At 40.8% G+C, this 17322-nt stretch carries 16 protein-coding genes, 4 tRNA genes, 1 rRNA gene and 1 riboswitch; of the genes, 2 read left to right on the top strand and 19 right to left on the bottom strand.

Going from position 1 to position 17322, the window contains the following annotated elements:
* The 10 genes from ACQKKO_RS11965 to ACQKKO_RS11920 form a co-directional block, all read right to left on the bottom strand.
* Positions 1-66: ribosomal RNA gene (locus tag ACQKKO_RS11965) — 16S ribosomal RNA — on the bottom strand; the annotation flags it as partial.
* Positions 67-277: 211 nt separating this feature from the next.
* Positions 278-354: transfer RNA gene (locus ACQKKO_RS11960), tRNA-Ile, on the bottom strand.
* A 43-nt stretch (positions 355-397) separates the two neighbouring features.
* Positions 398-471, bottom strand: a tRNA-Gly gene (locus tag ACQKKO_RS11955).
* An 18-nt stretch (positions 472-489) separates the two neighbouring features.
* Positions 490-563 (bottom strand) — tRNA-Pro (locus ACQKKO_RS11950).
* 26 nt (positions 564-589) lie between these two features.
* Positions 590-663, bottom strand: a tRNA-Arg gene (locus tag ACQKKO_RS11945).
* Between the two features lie 209 nt (positions 664-872).
* Positions 873-2594 (bottom strand): assimilatory sulfite reductase (NADPH) hemoprotein subunit, encoded by a 1722-nt coding sequence (cysI, locus tag ACQKKO_RS11940; protein ID WP_498647415.1) that lies wholly within the window; start codon positions 2592-2594, stop codon positions 873-875.
* Between the two features lie 20 nt (positions 2595-2614).
* Positions 2615-4441, bottom strand: coding sequence for an assimilatory sulfite reductase (NADPH) flavoprotein subunit (locus ACQKKO_RS11935; protein ID WP_498647413.1), 1827 nt, complete (start codon positions 4439-4441; stop codon positions 2615-2617).
* A 175-nt stretch (positions 4442-4616) separates the two neighbouring features.
* Positions 4617-5201, bottom strand: coding sequence for an ATP-dependent Clp endopeptidase proteolytic subunit ClpP (gene clpP / locus ACQKKO_RS11930; RefSeq protein WP_498647411.1), 585 nt, complete (start codon positions 5199-5201; stop codon positions 4617-4619).
* Between the two features lie 17 nt (positions 5202-5218).
* Positions 5219-5881 carry an RNA polymerase sigma factor gene (locus ACQKKO_RS11925; RefSeq protein WP_498647408.1) on the bottom strand — a complete coding sequence of 221 codons (663 nt, stop codon included), beginning with the start codon at positions 5879-5881 and terminating at the stop codon, positions 5219-5221.
* 86 nt (positions 5882-5967) lie between these two features.
* Positions 5968-6372, bottom strand: a complete 405-nt coding sequence (locus ACQKKO_RS11920) for an Rrf2 family transcriptional regulator (RefSeq protein WP_498647406.1) — start codon at positions 6370-6372, stop codon at positions 5968-5970.
* A 152-nt stretch (positions 6373-6524) separates the two neighbouring features.
* Here ACQKKO_RS11920 and ACQKKO_RS11915 point away from each other — a divergent pair, with 152 nt between their 5' ends.
* Positions 6525-7445: an NAD(P)/FAD-dependent oxidoreductase gene (locus tag ACQKKO_RS11915; RefSeq protein WP_498647405.1), complete on the top strand. Its 921-nt coding sequence runs from the start codon at positions 6525-6527 to the stop codon at positions 7443-7445.
* A gap of 50 nt (positions 7446-7495) precedes the next feature.
* Here the strand turns inward: ACQKKO_RS11915 and ACQKKO_RS11910 are convergent, their stop codons facing one another.
* From ACQKKO_RS11910 to ACQKKO_RS11900, 3 genes are read right to left on the bottom strand one after another with little or no spacing between them, the layout of a single operon-like run.
* Positions 7496-8893 carry a TrkH family potassium uptake protein gene (locus ACQKKO_RS11910; RefSeq protein ID WP_498647403.1) on the bottom strand — a complete coding sequence of 466 codons (1398 nt, stop codon included), beginning with the start codon at positions 8891-8893 and terminating at the stop codon, positions 7496-7498.
* Entirely contained in the window at positions 8868-9524 is a 657-nt protein-coding gene (locus ACQKKO_RS11905) for a potassium channel family protein (protein ID WP_498647400.1), read from the bottom strand. Before ACQKKO_RS11905 ends, ACQKKO_RS11910 begins: the two co-directional genes overlap by 26 nt.
* A 30-nt stretch (positions 9525-9554) precedes the next feature.
* A complete protein-coding gene (locus tag ACQKKO_RS11900) occupies positions 9555-9965 on the bottom strand; it encodes an adenine nucleotide alpha hydrolase family protein (RefSeq protein ID WP_498647398.1) in 411 nt (136 codons plus the stop codon).
* Positions 9966-10056: 91 nt separating this feature from the next.
* A riboswitch (cyclic di-AMP (ydaO/yuaA leader) is annotated at positions 10057-10212 on the bottom strand.
* A 136-nt stretch (positions 10213-10348) separates the two neighbouring features.
* On the opposite strand from ACQKKO_RS11900, the gene ACQKKO_RS11895 reads away from it, so the two are divergent.
* Positions 10349-10804, top strand: coding sequence for an SAM-dependent methyltransferase (locus ACQKKO_RS11895; RefSeq protein WP_498647397.1), 456 nt, complete (start codon positions 10349-10351; stop codon positions 10802-10804).
* 2 nt (positions 10805-10806) lie between these two features.
* Here the strand turns inward: ACQKKO_RS11895 and ACQKKO_RS11890 are convergent, their stop codons facing one another.
* From ACQKKO_RS11890 to ACQKKO_RS11865, 6 genes are all read right to left on the bottom strand, one after another.
* Positions 10807-10995 (bottom strand): hypothetical protein, encoded by a 189-nt coding sequence (locus ACQKKO_RS11890; protein ID WP_498647395.1) that lies wholly within the window; start codon positions 10993-10995, stop codon positions 10807-10809.
* A 112-nt stretch (positions 10996-11107) separates the two neighbouring features.
* The gene (locus tag ACQKKO_RS11885; protein WP_498647393.1) at positions 11108-12139 is read right to left on the bottom strand and encodes a LacI family DNA-binding transcriptional regulator; all 1032 of its coding nucleotides are present in this window, start codon (positions 12137-12139) and stop codon (positions 11108-11110) included.
* Between the two features lie 74 nt (positions 12140-12213).
* Positions 12214-13872, bottom strand: a complete 1659-nt coding sequence (locus ACQKKO_RS11880; protein WP_498647391.1) for an alpha-glucosidase — start codon at positions 13870-13872, stop codon at positions 12214-12216.
* A 27-nt stretch (positions 13873-13899) separates the two neighbouring features.
* Positions 13900-14742, bottom strand: coding sequence for a sugar ABC transporter permease (locus ACQKKO_RS11875; RefSeq protein ID WP_498647389.1), 843 nt, complete (start codon positions 14740-14742; stop codon positions 13900-13902).
* Between the two features lie 5 nt (positions 14743-14747).
* Positions 14748-16040, bottom strand: coding sequence for a carbohydrate ABC transporter permease (locus ACQKKO_RS11870; protein WP_498647387.1), 1293 nt, complete (start codon positions 16038-16040; stop codon positions 14748-14750).
* Positions 16037-17299 carry a sugar ABC transporter substrate-binding protein gene (locus ACQKKO_RS11865; protein ID WP_498647385.1) on the bottom strand — a complete coding sequence of 421 codons (1263 nt, stop codon included), beginning with the start codon at positions 17297-17299 and terminating at the stop codon, positions 16037-16039. Before ACQKKO_RS11865 ends, ACQKKO_RS11870 begins: the two co-directional genes overlap by 4 nt.
* Between the last annotated feature and the right edge of the window lie 23 nt (positions 17300-17322).

Genomic DNA, 17322 nt, shown 5'->3' with positions numbered 1-17322 from the left:
CTCGACTTGCATGTATTAGGCACGCCGCCAGCGTTCGTCCTGAGCCAGGATCAAACTCTCCATAAAAGTGGTGAGTTGATTGCTCAACTGCTGGCGTTGATGTCTCCATCAACTTTCCAATTGCGTAGCTTACACTACGACTTTTTTATACTTATGAGATATCGTGTATCTCTTCGTACGCTTGGCTTTTGTTCAGTTTTCAAAGAACTTGTTTGCCGCTTATCTTAGCGACTTTTCTATGTTATCAAACATAATTTCGTTTGTCAACAACTTTTTTTGGTGGGCCTGAGTGGACTCGAACCACCGACCTCACGCTTATCAGGCGTGCGCTCTAACCAGCTGAGCTACAGGCCCAAAAAAAGACATAAAAAAAGCACGTTCTGCCAAATATAAAATTTGGAGCGGGTGATGAGAATCGAACTCACATCATCAGCTTGGAAGGCTGAGGTTTTACCACTAAACTACACCCGCATGTTATTAAAATGATGATCGGGAAGACAGGATTTGAACCTGCGACCCCTTGGTCCCAAACCAAGTGCTCTACCAAGCTGAGCTACTTCCCGAAGTCTATGTAATAGAAAATGATAAGCGCGCCCGAGAGGATTCGAACCTCTAACCGCTTGATTCGTAGTCAAGTACTCTATCCAGTTGAGCTACGGGCGCATGCAATGAATGAAATCATCGTGCAACCTGTTTAAGATCAGTTGTTAGCGTGTCGCTCTTAACGACAAGTAATAATATATCATGTTCATTTAAAAGCAGCAATAGTTTTTTTAAAAAAACTTCCTACTTTTTAAAAGTTTAGTTATTCAAACACTTTAAGAATACAGCGCCTCTCTTTTAAAGGCGCTGTACAAAAGGCTTTCTACATATTACTCATGAAAATCTGTTCCTGAATTCACTTTAGCAACATATCCAGCGCGAATCACAAAGTCACCGAAGTGTTCCCCAGCGCCTCGATGTTTCGCATAATCAGCAAGGATTGGCTTGAGTTCAATTAGAATCTCAGCTTCTCCAATATTCTCTCGATACAGTTTGCTTAGTCGCTCCCCAGCAAAACCGGCCCCTAAATAAACATTGTATTTACCTGGTGCTTTTCCGATAAATCCGATTTCGCCGAGTGCTGCACGAGAGCACCCATTAGGACAGCCTGCCATCCTTATCACGATTTCTTCATCTCTTAGGCCGGATTCTTCTAATAAAACATCAATCTTTGTTATCAGTTCTGGTAGATACCTTTCAGATTCCGCCATGGCCATTCCACAGGTTGGCAGAGCAACGCAAGACATTGAATTTCTCCGCAGGGCAGAATATTCTTTGCCATCTGTTAAACCATACTTTTCAACTAACTCGTTTATTTTACGTTTTTTGTGACTTGTTACATTACTAATCACTAAGTTCTGATTTGGACTTATTCGGAAATCTCCCGTGTGAATAGCTGCAATCTCTCGCAGACCAGTCATAAGTGGGTAATCGTCAGTATCTACAATGCGGCCGTTCTGAATGAATAATGTAAGATGCCACTTATTGTTTGTACCTTTTACCCAGCCATAGCGATCGCCGTTATGCTCAAAGTGAAATGAACGTTCCGTCTCAAGCTCCCAGCCTAAACGATCATTCAACTCTTGTTTTACCCAATCTAGACCTCTTGAATCAATCGTATACTTAAACCGTGCATATTTTCGAATGGATCTGTTCCCATAATCCCTTTGAATTGTAATGATTTTTTCTGCTACATCAAGAAGCTGGTCTGGTGTACAGAAACCAATGATACGTGACAATTGAGGATATGTATTTGTATCTCCGTGAGTCATACCCATTCCGCCACCTACTGCAACGTTAAAGCCTTGTAAATGACCATCTTCTACAATCGCGATAAAGCCTAAATCTTGTGAATAAACATCTACATCATTTGAAGGTGGAATCGCGATACCGATCTTAAATTTTCTTGGCAGATAATACTTCCCATACATAGGCTCTTGTTCTTCATCAGCAGAGCTATCTACTACCTTCTCTTCATCTAACCAAATTTCATGGTACGCTCTTGTACGAGGAGAGAGATAATCACTTAACTTACGTGCCCAATCATATACTTCCCCGTGGATTTCAGATTGATATGGGTTTGGATTACTCATCACATTCCGGTTCACATCGCCACATGCAGCTAGCGTATCCATTAATGAATCATTTATCTCTTTAATACTCTTTTTCATATTCCATTTTAGGATGCCGTGCATTTGAAACGCCTGCCGCGTCGTTAGCTTTAACGTCCCATTCCCATACTCTTTAGCTAAACGGTCCATCGTTAACCACTGATCAGGCGTTGCCACACCACCAGGAGCTCTTACTCGAACCATGAATTGATACGCTGGCTCTAGTTTTTGCTTACGACGTTCGTTTCTTAGGTCCCGGTCATCCTGAAGGTAACTCCCGTGAAACTTCATTAAACGGTTATCCCAATCAGGAATCCCTGCTGAGAGCGGACTCTCCAATGTTTCAGCAAGCGAACCACGCAAATACTGGCTTTCTTCTTTGATCTGTTCTACATCACTTGGTGGGCCTTCTTGTGCATGAATCTTATCTACCTTAACCATGATATTCTCCTTCCACCCTCTTAATAGACATCTCTCTGGTAACGTTTCTGTTGTTGCATGTCTCCAAGATACGATTCTGCTTGGTCAGAGGTTAATCCACCTTCAGTCTGCAAAATGGATAAAAGTGTAGCATGCACGTCGTGAGCCATATGCGCTTCATCTCCGCATATATAAACCACAGCACCTGCTTCCAACCATTCAAAAAGCTCTTTCTTGTGTTCCAGCATTTTGTGTTGAACATATACCTTTTGTTCTTGATCTCTTGAGAAAGCGACATCCAGCTTTGTTAATACGCCCTCTTCTATCCATTTAAGCCAGTCGGTTTGATAAAGAAAATCAGTCATAAAATGCTGCTCTCCAAAAAACAACCATGACTTCCCTGACACACCACGTTCTTCACGCTCTTGAATGAATGAACGGAATGGCGCAACCCCTGTACCGGGACCAACCATAATAACCGGTGTTTGCTCATCAGCAGGGAGCTTAAAGTTTTGGTTACGTTGAATGAAAACTGGGACAGTATCACCAGGTTCTAGGCGTTCAGCACATTGTACTGAGCACACGCCAGCTCGATCTCTGCCATGTGATTCATACCGAAGAGCGCCTATCGTTAGGTGAACTTCATCAGGACTAGCCTCATAACTGCTCGCGATTGAATAAAGGCGAGGAGGTATCTTTCGTAAGATGGAAGTGAATTCAATCTCATCCGCTTGAATTGGACCATAATCATTTACCAGGTCAATCAGATCCCTACCTGATAAATACGCTCTTAACTCATCCGCATTCGCAGGGTCGAGTAAACTCTTTAGTTCTTCATTAACTACAAAAGGAATGAACTTTTCTAATAAAGGCTTTGAAAGAACCGTAATTTCATAATGGCTGATAAGTGCCTCTCTTAATGAAAGAAGGTCACCTTGTTTATTAATTTGAATGGATAGTTCTGAATTGTATCCAGTTACCCGTATTAGTTCATCAACAATGGAATCGTCATTCAACGGAAAAATACCAAGACTATCACCCGGCTCGTACGTTAAACCCGATCCCTCTAATGAGAGTTCAATATGCCTTGTTTCTTTACTTGATCCACGCCCATTAAGGTTGAGATTTTCTAAAACCTCTGCGTGAAACGGATTCGTTCTTGAATAAGATGTTTGCTCAATACTTTGTGTTTGAGCATCACCTGGAGCCACATTCGCTTCAGTGTTCGATTCCGTAAGATCGCTTATTCCTCTAAGTACCCCTTCAAACCATTCCTCTGCATCATCCGTAAAATCTACGTCACAATCTACTCGAGGATAAAGTCTTGTTCCACCAAGCTCTTCTAAACGCTGATCAATATCCTTTCCTGTTTTGCAGAAGAACTCATAAGAGGTATCTCCTAATGCAAGAACAGAATAATGCAAATTTTCTAGGTTGGGAGCTTTTCTTCCATTAAGGAATTCAATAAAGGATAACGCATTATCCGGTGGGTCCCCTTCACCATGAGTACTTGCAACCAATAATAAGTTTGATAGATTCTTCAACTCTTTTGGCTTATACTCACTCATCGAAGAAACAGTAACTTTAAATCCCTTGCTTTCTAGCTTTAATCCAAACTCTTCGGATAAGTTCTGCCCGTTTCCTGTTTGCGATCCGTAGAGGATCGTAATCTCTTTTGATACTGGAGCTACATCTGCTTGTTGGATCGGTTGCTGCGTCAAAGGCTCGCTCGCACTGGCCGTGGCTTGGCTAGCTGCTAAAAAGCCACTAATCCAAATCTTTTGTTCTGATGTTAACGTGGGTAATAATTGATTCAATAAGTCAACTTGCTCTTGAGAAAAAGGACTATTCTGAATATGAAGTTGCAACGATTTCCACCTCACAAAAAAGATAATCTACAATCATCTTATTATTAGTTGAAATTACTATGTACTTTCCCATATTAATCTACTACTTTATCCTAACTTTATCATTCCTATGTGTCAAATAGGTTTTAGTTTTTTAACGTAAAAAAGAGCGCACGTATAAAGGTGCACTCTTCGCTTATTGAGACGATATGATTTTATCTATAAGACCGTAATCGAGTGCTTCTTCTGAAGTCATAAAATAATCACGATCCATATCTTTAGATACCTTTTCTTTCGCTTGACCCGTATGACTCGCCATAAATTCTTCTAGCTTTTCTCGTAGCTTTATAATACGGCGAGCGCTGATTTCAATATCTGTTGCTTGGCCCTGAGCACCTCCCAAGGGTTGGTGAATCATGATTTCACTATTCGGCAGTGCCATTCGCTTTCCTTTGGCACCAGCAGTTAAGAGAATTGCACCCATCGATGCAGCCATACCTAAACAGATTGTTTGCACGTTAGGTTTAATTAAGTTCATTGTATCAAGTATGGCCATTCCAGCTGAGGTCGAGCCTCCAGGACTATTAATGTAGAGGGAAATGTCTTTCTCAGGATCTTCTGCAGCAAGAAATAATAACTGAGCAACAATACTGTTTGCAATTGGGTCATTCACTTCTGAACCGAGAAAGACAACCCGGTCTTTAAGTAACCGCGAATAAATGTCGTAGGTTCTTTCCCCTTGGCTTGTTTTTTCAACAACGTACGGAACTACATTCGTCATGGTTAATCCCCTTTCGTTTAAGCTGCCATTCGATGACAACTTGAAGTTGGAATGAAGGCCATCTTCGGATTTTGTCTTTGCTTATTGTCTGCAGGTTGATCACGGAAAAGTTGAATTAATTTATTTAGATCTCCATTTACTAAAATCGTTCGATACACCGAAACAGTCTCCTCATCTATCTCATACTCTCTAATGAAGTCAGCTTGAACTCTTTTCCGTGCTCTGTGTAAGCATGATTTGATGGACCCCTCAGACATCGTTAGAACACCAGCCGCTTCTTTTAAAGAGAGGTCTAACGCCTCAACCAGTAAAAAAACTGTCCGTTGCTTTGGTGTGCAGGATTCTAGCAATTGTTTAATGGCCTCATCAGCTATGCCAGTAGTCGAATTGGCATCATCTGAAATCTCGTCCTTATGCTCTGTCAGCACTTCTTCTATTTTCTTTTTGCGCAAGCGATCGGTCCATGTGTTAGAAGCGATCTTGTGTAAGTAAGCTTTAGAAACAGGCACTTGTTTAGTCCTCGAATAACGATACAACTTTTCTAATGTTTCTTGCATAAGATCCTCGGCATCCCATTTTGTATAGGCAATATAGTGACAGTATGTCTCTAATGACTTCAGATGCTGTGAAACCAATTTTTCAAAGTTCTCATTAACCGGAGTACCTTGAATTGATCGCATGTCTACCTCCCTATCTTTGACTTCACTTATATAAACGAAAAAACCGTTCAATAAGATACGGTTTTTCAAAAAAGAGAAAACTATTTTTATTTCTGGGCGTTTATTGCTTTCTCGGCAATTTCTCCGATCATCTGGGACTGTAAATATTCGTCCATCTTTTTCTCGGACTTCATCATCACGTCTTCTATTATGCATCCAGGCTTATTACTTTCACAGCCTTTAAATAAGGGAGCATTGCCTTCAATTGCTTGGATAATCTCCAGAAAAGAAATCGTATATTTATCTCGGCTTAGACGGTAACCACCCTGAGCACCTGAATGAGATTCAATTAGCCCCTGCTTGGTTAACTTTGTTAGAATCTTTGAAAGATAAGAGGAAGATACCTCTTGATGATCTGCTAATTCTTGAACTCCAATGATCGGATTATCGTCCTGCGAAGCCAAATACAACATCGTGTGTAAAGCATAATTTGTTCCCTTTGAATAATTCAATTCATCACCCAGCATCTTAAAGTAGTTAATGGTATTATCTCAATTCTTATTCGTAAGCGTCAATAAACAGTCTCTCTGTATTTGCTTTTTTCACCACTCTCTCTTATTATAGACATACAGTATCTATAATATACACGAAGGAAGGCGACAAGATGCAACCAGGTAAAATTGTTGATTGTGCGATCATTGGAGGTGGTCCAGCTGGCCTAGGCTCGGCTCTCATACTAGGAAGATCCCGAAGAGACGTTCTCTTATTTGATGATGCAACGAATCGTAATCAAGTGACACATGAATCTCATGGATTCCTCACAAGGGACGGTACAACTCCCTCCGAGCTTAGAAAACTCGGACGCGAGGATGTAACGGCATACCCATCAGTTACAGTGGTCGATCAGAAGGTTTTAAGCATCACCCCCGCTAAAGATGATTCTTTCTTCACTATTACAACATCTGATGCGAAAAGCTATGATGTGAAAAAAATAATTCTTGCCGTCGGTTTTAAAGAGTCTCTCCCTTCTATAGAAGGAATACACCACTTCTACGGAAAAAGCGTATTTAATTGTCCTTATTGTGATGGGTGGGAATTAAGAGATCAGCCTCTGATTATTATTAATGATACAGAGCATGCCAGCCATATGGCGAAGGTCCTCTACAATTGGTCAAAGGATCTAGTATTAGCGACAAATGGATCCAGTTTTGAAATAGAGCCTGAAGTAAGACAAAAGCTCGAAGCAAAGGGTATCATAATAACTCCCAAAAAAATTGTTCAGCTCTCAGGAGAAAACGGGCGGCTTTCAAGCGTGACGTTTGAGGATGGAACCACGATTGCTCGTTCTGGTGGATTTGTAGCGCCTACGTTTCTTTTTAATCCACTTCGAGAAATGATGGATTTTGAGCTAACCGAGCATGGTGCATTAGTTATTGATGATTTTGGACGCACATCTATAAAAAACATCTATGCAGCCGGAGATGCGATCAGCCCTGCCTATTCTCAGCTTATAGTCTCTGCCGCATCAGGACATAAGGCAGGAATCGGAGTGAATGCAGATTTAACAGAAGAGTTATTTGCTTAACATACAAAAAAGATGACGAGCTCCTAAAAAGGAATTCGCCATCTTTTTTCTTATCCAATTAAAACATGATCCTCCGGGTATCCAAGCTTAGACTTACGCTTTTTCTCCGCTAACGCATATGCAAGCGTCAGAGGCCCTAGGCGTCCGATAAACATAGTGACTGTTACAATCGCTTTTCCGGGATCCGTCAGTTCACTTGTAAGTCCCATGGAAAGACCAGCCGTACTGAATGCTGATGTCGCTTCAAACAGAACCTCCATAAAATGCTCTTCATAGATTCCCTCTGTTACAGTCAGGAGCAAGGCGACAATAAGCACGCATAAGATGGAGCTCATAACCACAGCAAGTGCACGCATAATGATATCAATGGAAATTTTGCGTTCAAATGCGTGTATTTGCCCACCACCTCGGAATGTATTTATAGTAGCTAGGATTAACACAAAAAACGTTGTCGTTTTAATTCCGCCTCCAGTCCCTCCTGAAGAAGCACCGATAAACATTAGGATGATCAACACAAGCTGAGACGCTGATAGCATGGAACTGATATCAATCGTGTTAAAGCCAGCACTTCTTGCCGTGGCACTCTGGAAGAAACCAGACCAGATTCGTTCAAAGAAAGTGAGTTGACCGAATGTAGATGGGTTTAAAGTTTCAAGAACGAAGAGAAGAACAAACCCTACAATTAGTAAGCATCCTGAACTAACTAACACAATTTTTGTGTGTAAGGAGAGAATTTTCCACTTTCGTTTTCGTATCAATTCTACAATCACAATATAACCTAACCCACCACTCACAAATAACCACATAATGGTTAGGTTAACAATGGGATCGTTCACAAATTCAGAAAGACTATCTGTCCAAAGGGCAAACCCAGCATTGTTAAAAGCTGAAATGGAGTGAAAGATCGCATGGTATAATGCGTCCGAAAAGCCCATATCACCCATCCATCGTAAGGTTAAGACCGTTACAGCTACTAATTCAAAAGCAAAAGCAATACATACTATGTATAGGCATAGCTTTACAAGGCCAGATGAGGACTTCGATTGTGTGGTCTGTTGGATGATTAGTCGTTGCCTTAGTCCAATTCGTTTCCCGAGCAGAATGGCTATGATCACTCCCATAGTCATAAAGCCAAGTCCACCAATTTGGATTAGAACCATTATCACAACTTGTCCAAATGTAGAAAACACCGACCCGGTATCCAAGACCACCAAGCCATTTACACAGACAGCAGAGGTTGCAGTAAATAATGCATCAACCAAACCAATAGATAATCCACTCTGAGAAGAAGCAGGCAAAGCTAACAAAAATGTTCCAATTAATATTAAAGAAAGAAAGACAAGCATCACAAATTGAGGTGGGCTTATCTTATTTGTCATCTGAGACAGATTTATTTTTAATACATGCTTTTGATTCTCTATATCATTCATATTTACGTTCCAATGCATTAATATCTTCATTTGATCCAATCAGAAGGAGTGTGTCCCCTGTTCGGATTTTATCTACTGCTAGTGGCGAGATATTAATCCCATCTGCTGATTTAATTGCCATAATGTTCACGCCATATTTTGCACGAACATCAAGCTGCTGAATGGTATAGCCGTTCATTGCAGCTGGTGCATTAAGCTCCACTAAGTTGTAATCAGCAGATAGTTCAATGTAATCAATTAAATTATTTGAGCTTAACTGCCTTCCTAAGCGAATACCCATATCTCTTTCTGGATAGACAACCTGATCCGCACCAATTTTCGTTAAAACCTTTCCATACATGATGTTCTTTGCTTTAACTGTAACCTTCGGGATGTTCATTTCTTTCAAAAGAAGTGTTGTTAGAATACTTGATTGCAAGTTCTCTCCAATCGCTACGATCGCATGATTAAAGTTTCCTGCCCCGAGCTCTTTTAACACCTCTTCATCTGTTGAATCCGCCTGAATGGAATGTGTAGCGATGGATGACATACTCTGAACCAAATCAATATTTTTATCTACGGCCAAAACTTCGTGCCCTGCTTCGACTAATGTTTTAGTTAGACTACTGCCAAAACGACCTAGACCGATTACGATAAATTGTTTTTTCATGAAGCTCTCCTCCTACACATTCCTTATTCATTATCTGTCTGCAGGAACGATATGCAAATCAATATCACCCATCTTACTCACTAGACGATTAATGAAATCTCCTTTTTTCAGAAGCTCCCATCTTGATTTACTGCATTCACTAATCACAAGCTGCGTAATTTTGTTCTCACGAGCCTGATCTAGAATAATTTGCGGTAGCTTATCCTGTCCCTTATACGTTTGAAAAATAGAGTTCATACGTTCATCATCGACTAAATCCTGACAGCCTAATCGTGATAATTGATCTTTACACCGATCTTCGTCTTCGGAACGTCCACTTAAATACAATATATATAAAGGAGAATCAAACATTTGCGAAAGTTGTACCCCTCTTTGAACAAGAGGATCTCCATTTTGATTTTCTGAAATATGGCATACCATAATTTTTTCTTCCATGTTCATTTCTATATACCCTCCTAAGGTCATTTAACAGCACAAAAAAACTCCAAGAAAAGAGAGTATCATCTAGGAGCTTTTGGCTTCAGCATAGATCGTTCTCTCTCAAATACGCATACGAGGTTAGCTGACGGATTCGGACTTGAGAGTGCCCGTTATTCCTTACACAAAGGCAAGTGAACAATTAACCCCAGAGTTTACAACTCATTGGTTCCCCCGTTATTTCAATCGAAATATTCTGCGCTCATCTTTTATTTCTAAAGCTGATCATACGCCTCTTAATCAAAGAAATAAAGCATTTTTTTTATTTTTTTCAAAGAAACTTTTAGGAGTATTATGTACAATGATAAGTATACTTATATCTGTATATTTTTAGGAGGAGTGATAAGATGATCAAAATCGAGCCAATCGGCGTAGTGGCAAGCGAAAGAAGCGAAGTAAAAGATGATCATTGGGGAACCGTTCAATCAAAGATTGTGATTAATCATTCATTTTCAGAAGAATCTTTATTTGAGATTGAATCATTCTCTCATGTAGAAGTGATCTTTCATTTCCATGAAGTGGAAGAAGAGAAGATTATTACAGGGGCGAGGCATCCACGAAATAATGAAGCCTATCCCTTAACCGGAATTTTTGCGCAGCGAGGTAAAAACAGACCAAATCGATTAGGACTTACCACTGCTCGTATCATTAAACGAGAGGGGCTCACACTTTTTGTCGAGAACTTAGATTGTATTGATGGCACACCAGTCCTCGATCTAAAGCCCGTTATGAACGAGTTTCTGCCAAAAGGCTGCGTCAAACAACCGACATGGTCTCATGAATTAATGAAGCACTATTGGTAGCCTTACACAAACAACCCGCCAAACAGTGGCATCGCAATCAAAATGAGTAGTGTGATAAGCCCCGAAGATAACGCCCACTTTTTTATACTTGGTTCTAGTCCAAACAATGTATCTAAGATGCCGTTTAGAATGAATACAATTAAATAGGTCCCACCAAGGATTAAAAATAGGTAAGGTAAATTCTCAATCATTGTGGTCACTCCTTTATGACAGTTTTACCCATTGTATCACATGGAGAAGTCAGCGGACGACCACTCATCACAAAAAGCCTGAGAATTTGTTTCTCCTTCTCAGGCTTTTACATTAGTATTCTACGTATGTTTTACTTGTTGCTCTTCGAATTAAGTGGTGATCCACAATCAACCCTTTTGGCGGCGTCTCGGGATCAAGAATCCTTTGACGAACCATTTGAGCCGCCTTATACCCTAATTCAAATATACGAATGTCTAACGTTGTAAGTGGTGGAGTAGAGAGCTTTGACATGAGTACGTTATTAAAGCTAACGACCGACATGTCATCTGGTACAGAAATATTCATACTGAATAACATCCGAAGGACACCTAACGCCATTAAATCGTCTGTCACAATCATGGCCGATGGCGGTATTTTTCTCGACATCAATTCAATAACGGCCTTCTCTCCACCCTCAAAGATCTCATCATGGTACACCATTAATGATTCATCAAGTTCAATTCCTGCTGCTTCTAACGCGTCACAGTAACCGTTTTTCCGGTCAATCGTTACAAATGCATCACTTCTACCACCAATAAAAGCAATTCGTTTATGCTTTAGGAGTAACAAATACTCTGTCATCATCTTTGCTGCTTGAACATTATCATTGTTTACGAAGGATACTAATCCCCTAAGCTGCTCTGCCGGTTGTCCGACAATCACAAACGGAAAAGACTTTTCCAGAAGAAAATGAATGACCGGATCATTCATTGTTGAATATAACAAGATTAGTCCGTCTACACGACGACTATGTACCATATCCTTCACTTCATCCAGTATAGCTTCCTCCGTTTGACTTGTAGACAGATATAGACCATATCTTTTTTCGTTTGCTTCAGCCGTAATGCCCCGTAAGACTTCGGGAAAGAAAGGATTTTGGAATGGTGCATAGCTAGCACTCGGCATAATCACTCCGATTACGTTCGTTCGGTTATTAACTAAATTTCTAGCGTTTACGTTTGGATAATAACCAAGCTCCTCCATCACACTTCTTACTTTTTCCTTAGTCTTCATACTAATGTTTGGATTGTTTGCAATGACTCTTGAAACAGTAGAAGGAGCCACGTTCGCCCGTTTGGCAACGTCTTTTATAGTGATTGTCATCGTGTTTCCATCCTTTATAAGCAGGCATATATTTACATACACTCTTTCATAATGACAATGAGATCTCCATTTGTCTAGAGTGATTGATAAACTCTTGCTTCATATGGTTGGAGTTGATGACTTGCTTCCGTTTCATAGTTACTCAACACACACGTTCCTAATGAAAGCGGCTCGAGTACTTTGGTTTTCTCTGAAAGATTAACGACGACTGTAAAGGTAGCATCTTCACCTATTCGTTTATACATAAAAATATGTTCATCCCTGGCGTTTCGTAATTCGTAGACTCCGTCGATAAATGTTTGATGCCTCTTTCTAAGTTTTATCATTTGACGGTAGTAAGTGAGAATGGAGGTGTCATCTTCCTCCTGTGCCTTCACATTAATCTGACTGTAATTTGGGTTCACCTTCATCCATGTTTGTTTGCCGGTACTGAATCCCCCATGTAATTCATTTGTCCACTGCATCGGGGTACGTGAATTATCCCTTCCTTGGTTCCAGACAACCTGCATCACTTCTTCGTGAGACTTGCCCTTCCCCCGCTCTTGCTTATAATAATTCCGCATCGACACATCATCATAATCATCAATAGAAGGGAATTGGACATTGGTCATGCCTAACTCCTGTCCTTGATAGATAAAAGGCGTGCCTTTCATAAAGAAATAAAGTGTACCTAATGCTTTTGCACATACGTTCCAATAGTTTGTATCATTTCCCCAGGATGAAACAGAACGTGGCTGATCGTGATTTTCGATGAAGAGAGCATTCCACCCAACTTCTTCAAGACCATATTGCCATTTAGAAAGAGCTTCCTTCAGGGCTGGTACATCAAGTGTTTGCTTTGAATCTTTACTCCAAAGGCCAAGGTGTTCAAATTGAAAAACCATATTAAACACTCCATCTTCTTCCCCAACCCAGGCACGAACGTCATCAGGCTCTTCCATACTTACGCCATTTGCTTCTCCGACCGTCATCACATCATACTGATCAAGTGTGTGTTGCTTCATTTCATGCAAGAAGTTTTGAATTCCCGGACGATTCATATGACCATCAAATGATTCTACAAATGGTCCCTCCTCGTCACGATCGCTTGTCACATCTGGCAGTCCATCAACTTTTTTAATATGACTTATGGCATCTACCCGAAAACCATCAATCCCTTTATCAAGCCACCAGTTCATCGTTTCGTATAGCTGATGACGAACGTCTGGGTTCTCCCAGTTTAGGTCCGGCTGTTTCTTCGAAAAGATATGGAGATAGTATTGCTCTGTTTCTTTGTCCCACTCCCAAGCTGACCCATTAAAGATCGATGCCCAATTGTTTGGTTCGGACCCATCTTCTTTGGCATCTCTCCATATATACCAATCTCGTTTTTCACTTGTACTAGAAGATCTAGATTCAACAAACCATTCATGCTCATCTGAAGTATGATTAATCACCAGATCAATAATCATTTTCATGTCGCGCTTATGCACTTCTTCTAGCAATTGATCAAAATCAGCCATTGTTCCAAACTCTGTCATAATAGCCTTATAGTCGCGAATATCATATCCATTGTCATCATTCGGTGAATCATACATGGGACTCATCCAGATTACATCGATCCCCATCCATTTTAAATAATCTAGCTTCTGAATGACTCCCTGCAAATCCCCAATCCCATCTCCATTTGAATCATAAAAGCTTCTTGGGTAAATTTGATAGCATACCGCTTCTTTCCACCATTGGTTTTTCATCTCTATTAACCTCATTTTCTAAGCATATTAACCCTTCGTTGCTCCAGATGAAAGGCCTGAAATTAAGTATCGTTGCAAGAATAAAAAGACAATCGAAATCGGAATCGCAATCAAAACCGTACCTGCAGCAAATCGTGTAAAGTTATTGGCGAACTGATCACTAACAAAGTTAAACAAACCAAGCGCCAGTGTATAATTCTCCGGACTTCGTAACACAATCCGTGGAAGGATAAAGTCCATTAGTGGTGACATAAAGTTAAACAATGCCACAACAGCAAGGATTGGTTTTGCTAATGGCAGCATGATGGTGAAGAAGATTCGAAAGTGACCCGCCCCATCAAGCTTGGCGGATTCATCTAATTCTTTTGGAATCGTGTCAAAGTATCCTTTTACTAGAAATGCGTTCATTGGAATGGCCCCGCCGACATAGATCAATACTAATCCAAACAATGAATCAAGCAATCCAATTGTATTTAATAAAACATAGATTGCGACCATCGCCATAATAACCGGGAAGATTTGTAGTACTAAAAAGAAGTACAACCCATTTTTTCTCCCTACAAACTTATATCTTGAAAAGGCGTATGATGTTAAGCACACAATGATTGTTGCTGAGATCGATGTAGCAAATGCAACAATGAGTGAATTCTTATACCATTGAACGTAGTTGCTTTGTTCATCAAAGAAAAGCCATTTGTAATGCTCAAGAGACCAGTTTTCTGGGATAATGCTAGAGCTGTATAGGTTTGTTCCTTCATTTAAAGAAAGTCCGATTGTCCACAGCAATGGATAACCAATGACAACAAACATAAAAGCGATGAACAGATAGATAAACCCTACTTCTATCCGCGATCTTGTTTTTTGATTCATACTCATTACTCCCCTTCCTTAAACGATCTACTTTTACGGAATTGAAAAACAGCAAACACAGCAACGATTAACCCGATAATAATGGAAATGGCAGCCGCCATACTGTACTGAGAGTTTTCAAAGGCCAGACTGTATACCCAGGAAATGAGGATATCTGTTCCACCTGCGTTTTGCCCTCGAACTGGTGGTCCACCCTCATTAAATAAATAGATAATATTGAAGTTATTAAAGTTCCCCGCGTACTGCATAATTAAGAGTGGAGCAGTTGCAAACAAAACATGTGGCAAGGTAATGAATCGAAACTTTTGGATACGACTGGCTCCATCCATGTCCGCTGCTTCGTACCAGTCATCAGATACGCTTTGCAAAACACCTGTAAATAAAGCAAACACAAATGGGAACCCGAGCCACGTCTGAATTAAAATCAACGCGATTTTCGCCCAGAAGGGATCTGTCATCCACGGAATGGTTGTATTAAATAATGGCTCCAGAAGGTCACGGTTAATGGCTCCAAATCCATCGTTAAATAACGCTGCAAAGATCAAGATCGTAACAAAGCTTGGAACAGCCCAAGGCAAGATTAATACTGTTCGGATCAATCGTTTAAACTTAACTCGTTTATCATTCACCATGACGGCTAGAAGCATGGCAAGTACGATTTGTGATGTTGTTGCTATGGCTGTCCAAACAATAGTCCAGGAAAGCACAGAGAAAAATGTATTTCGCCAAATTGGGATCGTTGCCAGATCCATAAAATTTTGAAATCCTACCCAATCCAGTACATTCCTAGGTGGCGCATTAAACAAGTTGTAATTCGTGAACGCCAGAACGATCATAAATAATAATGGAAAGATAACCGCAATAAATAACAGGATTAGCCCTGGTGTAATGAGGACATATGGAAAGCTTTTATCCCATGAGTGCCTGAACCCATCTCTAATAGTTAATGGCTCATGCCCCTGCAGTCTGCTTCTAGCAATTTTGCGTGCATCTCGTATGTTTAATATGTAAAAAAGAGCTGCAAACAAGGTCAGAAATACAGCTACGATTCCTTGTCCGATTAATGTTCTAGAGTCATCAACCCCTGGCAAGGTTCCAAGTGTTGCAAGTCCCCAAAAACCAATGTTAAGAATGTCATAGAAGACAATACCAAAAGCTGCGGCAAGAACAAAGAAACAGATTCCCTTTACTCGCTGCTTGTTATAAAGCTGCCCTAAGCCCGGTATAACCGACAGTAACCCTGCTGTTCGGATGGAGCTTGAATTCTCTACATGAGGTGAATTGCGAACTGGCTTCACTCCTCACCACCTCCCATGATCTCAATTTCGTCTTCAATCATATCTTGCGTCTCCACAAGCACTTCCTGGGCATCGTCTCCGTTACTAATGAAGATTAATGCATCCCCGAGTGGTTCCCAGACAGCAGAAACAGCTGGTACGTTTGGCATGAATGTTGCATATTCTAGCTGTTCAATAAAAGCATCATAGACCTCATCTTCAAGATCAATGTCGCTACGCGCAGGAATTTCTTTTGCATAGTTAAAGAAAATTTCTGAGCTTTCCTTACTTGTCATATATAATGCAAGCTCTTTTGCCCAGTTGATATGCTCGCTGTACTCGTTCACCATCCATCCCTTAACTCCGGCGAATGATTCAAGTCGCTCCCCATTGATCTTTGGCAGTGGAGCTGTGCGTAAATGATCTCCGAGTGCATTACGATACTCGTTTATACTCCAGGGACCAGAAACAACAGCCCCCACATTTCCTTGTAAGAACAATCCATTCATAATGTCCCCGTTCAAATTAGAAGGAAGATAACCTTTGTCATACCACGAGCGAATTAATTCTGTCCCTTGAACCGTTCCTTGATTGCCTATCCCGATATCATCTACATCGTATACTCCTTGATCTTCGCCGAAGAAATATCCTCCGTAGGCTGCCAAGAATGGATAGGCAAAAAAGGCATTCTGCGCTTCTAGGAGAAATCCATAATGATCGGTTGCTTGATCCGTTAATTCCTCACCGATTTGTTCAAGCTCTTCAATGGTTTCTGGCGCTTCGGGAATTAATTCTGTGTTGTACATCAGGGCGTAAGTTTCAACAGATGCTGGAATGCCTACTTGCACCCCGTTATAACTCAATGCTTCTAACGATCCATCAATATAACCTTCCTTTTGTTTGTCCGTTAATTCAATTTCGGCAGCCACTCCTTGCAGGTACGCGTTACCCGTCATGTCATGCGGTTGAAAAAACAGGTCAGGTCCTCTGCCAGAAGGAGCGTCAAGTGACATCGCTTCCAATTGATCGAATAACCCAAACGGGACAAGCTGTACTTCAATTCCTGTTTCCTCAGTAAATTGTTCAGCAATCACTTTGTATGCTTGTAAGTATGTTTCCGTGTCGTGCACCCAAACCCTTAATGAATCAGGTTTGTTCTCCTCCGTCGCTGGCTCTGGCTGCAACTGCTCCAACACACCACTTCGATCTGGTCCACAAGCCATTAAAGTAAAAGAAAGCCCAACCACAACAGGCCATACAACTATCTTTCTTTTTGTCATGTCCCTTCCCCCTCTAGCCTATA

This window comes from Alkalihalobacillus sp. NPDC127517 (assembly GCF_050276055.1).
In the GTDB taxonomy this organism is placed as follows: domain Bacteria; phylum Bacillota; class Bacilli; order Bacillales; family Bacillaceae_D; genus Alkalicoccobacillus.
This window is presented reverse-complemented; position numbering and strand designations above follow the sequence as displayed.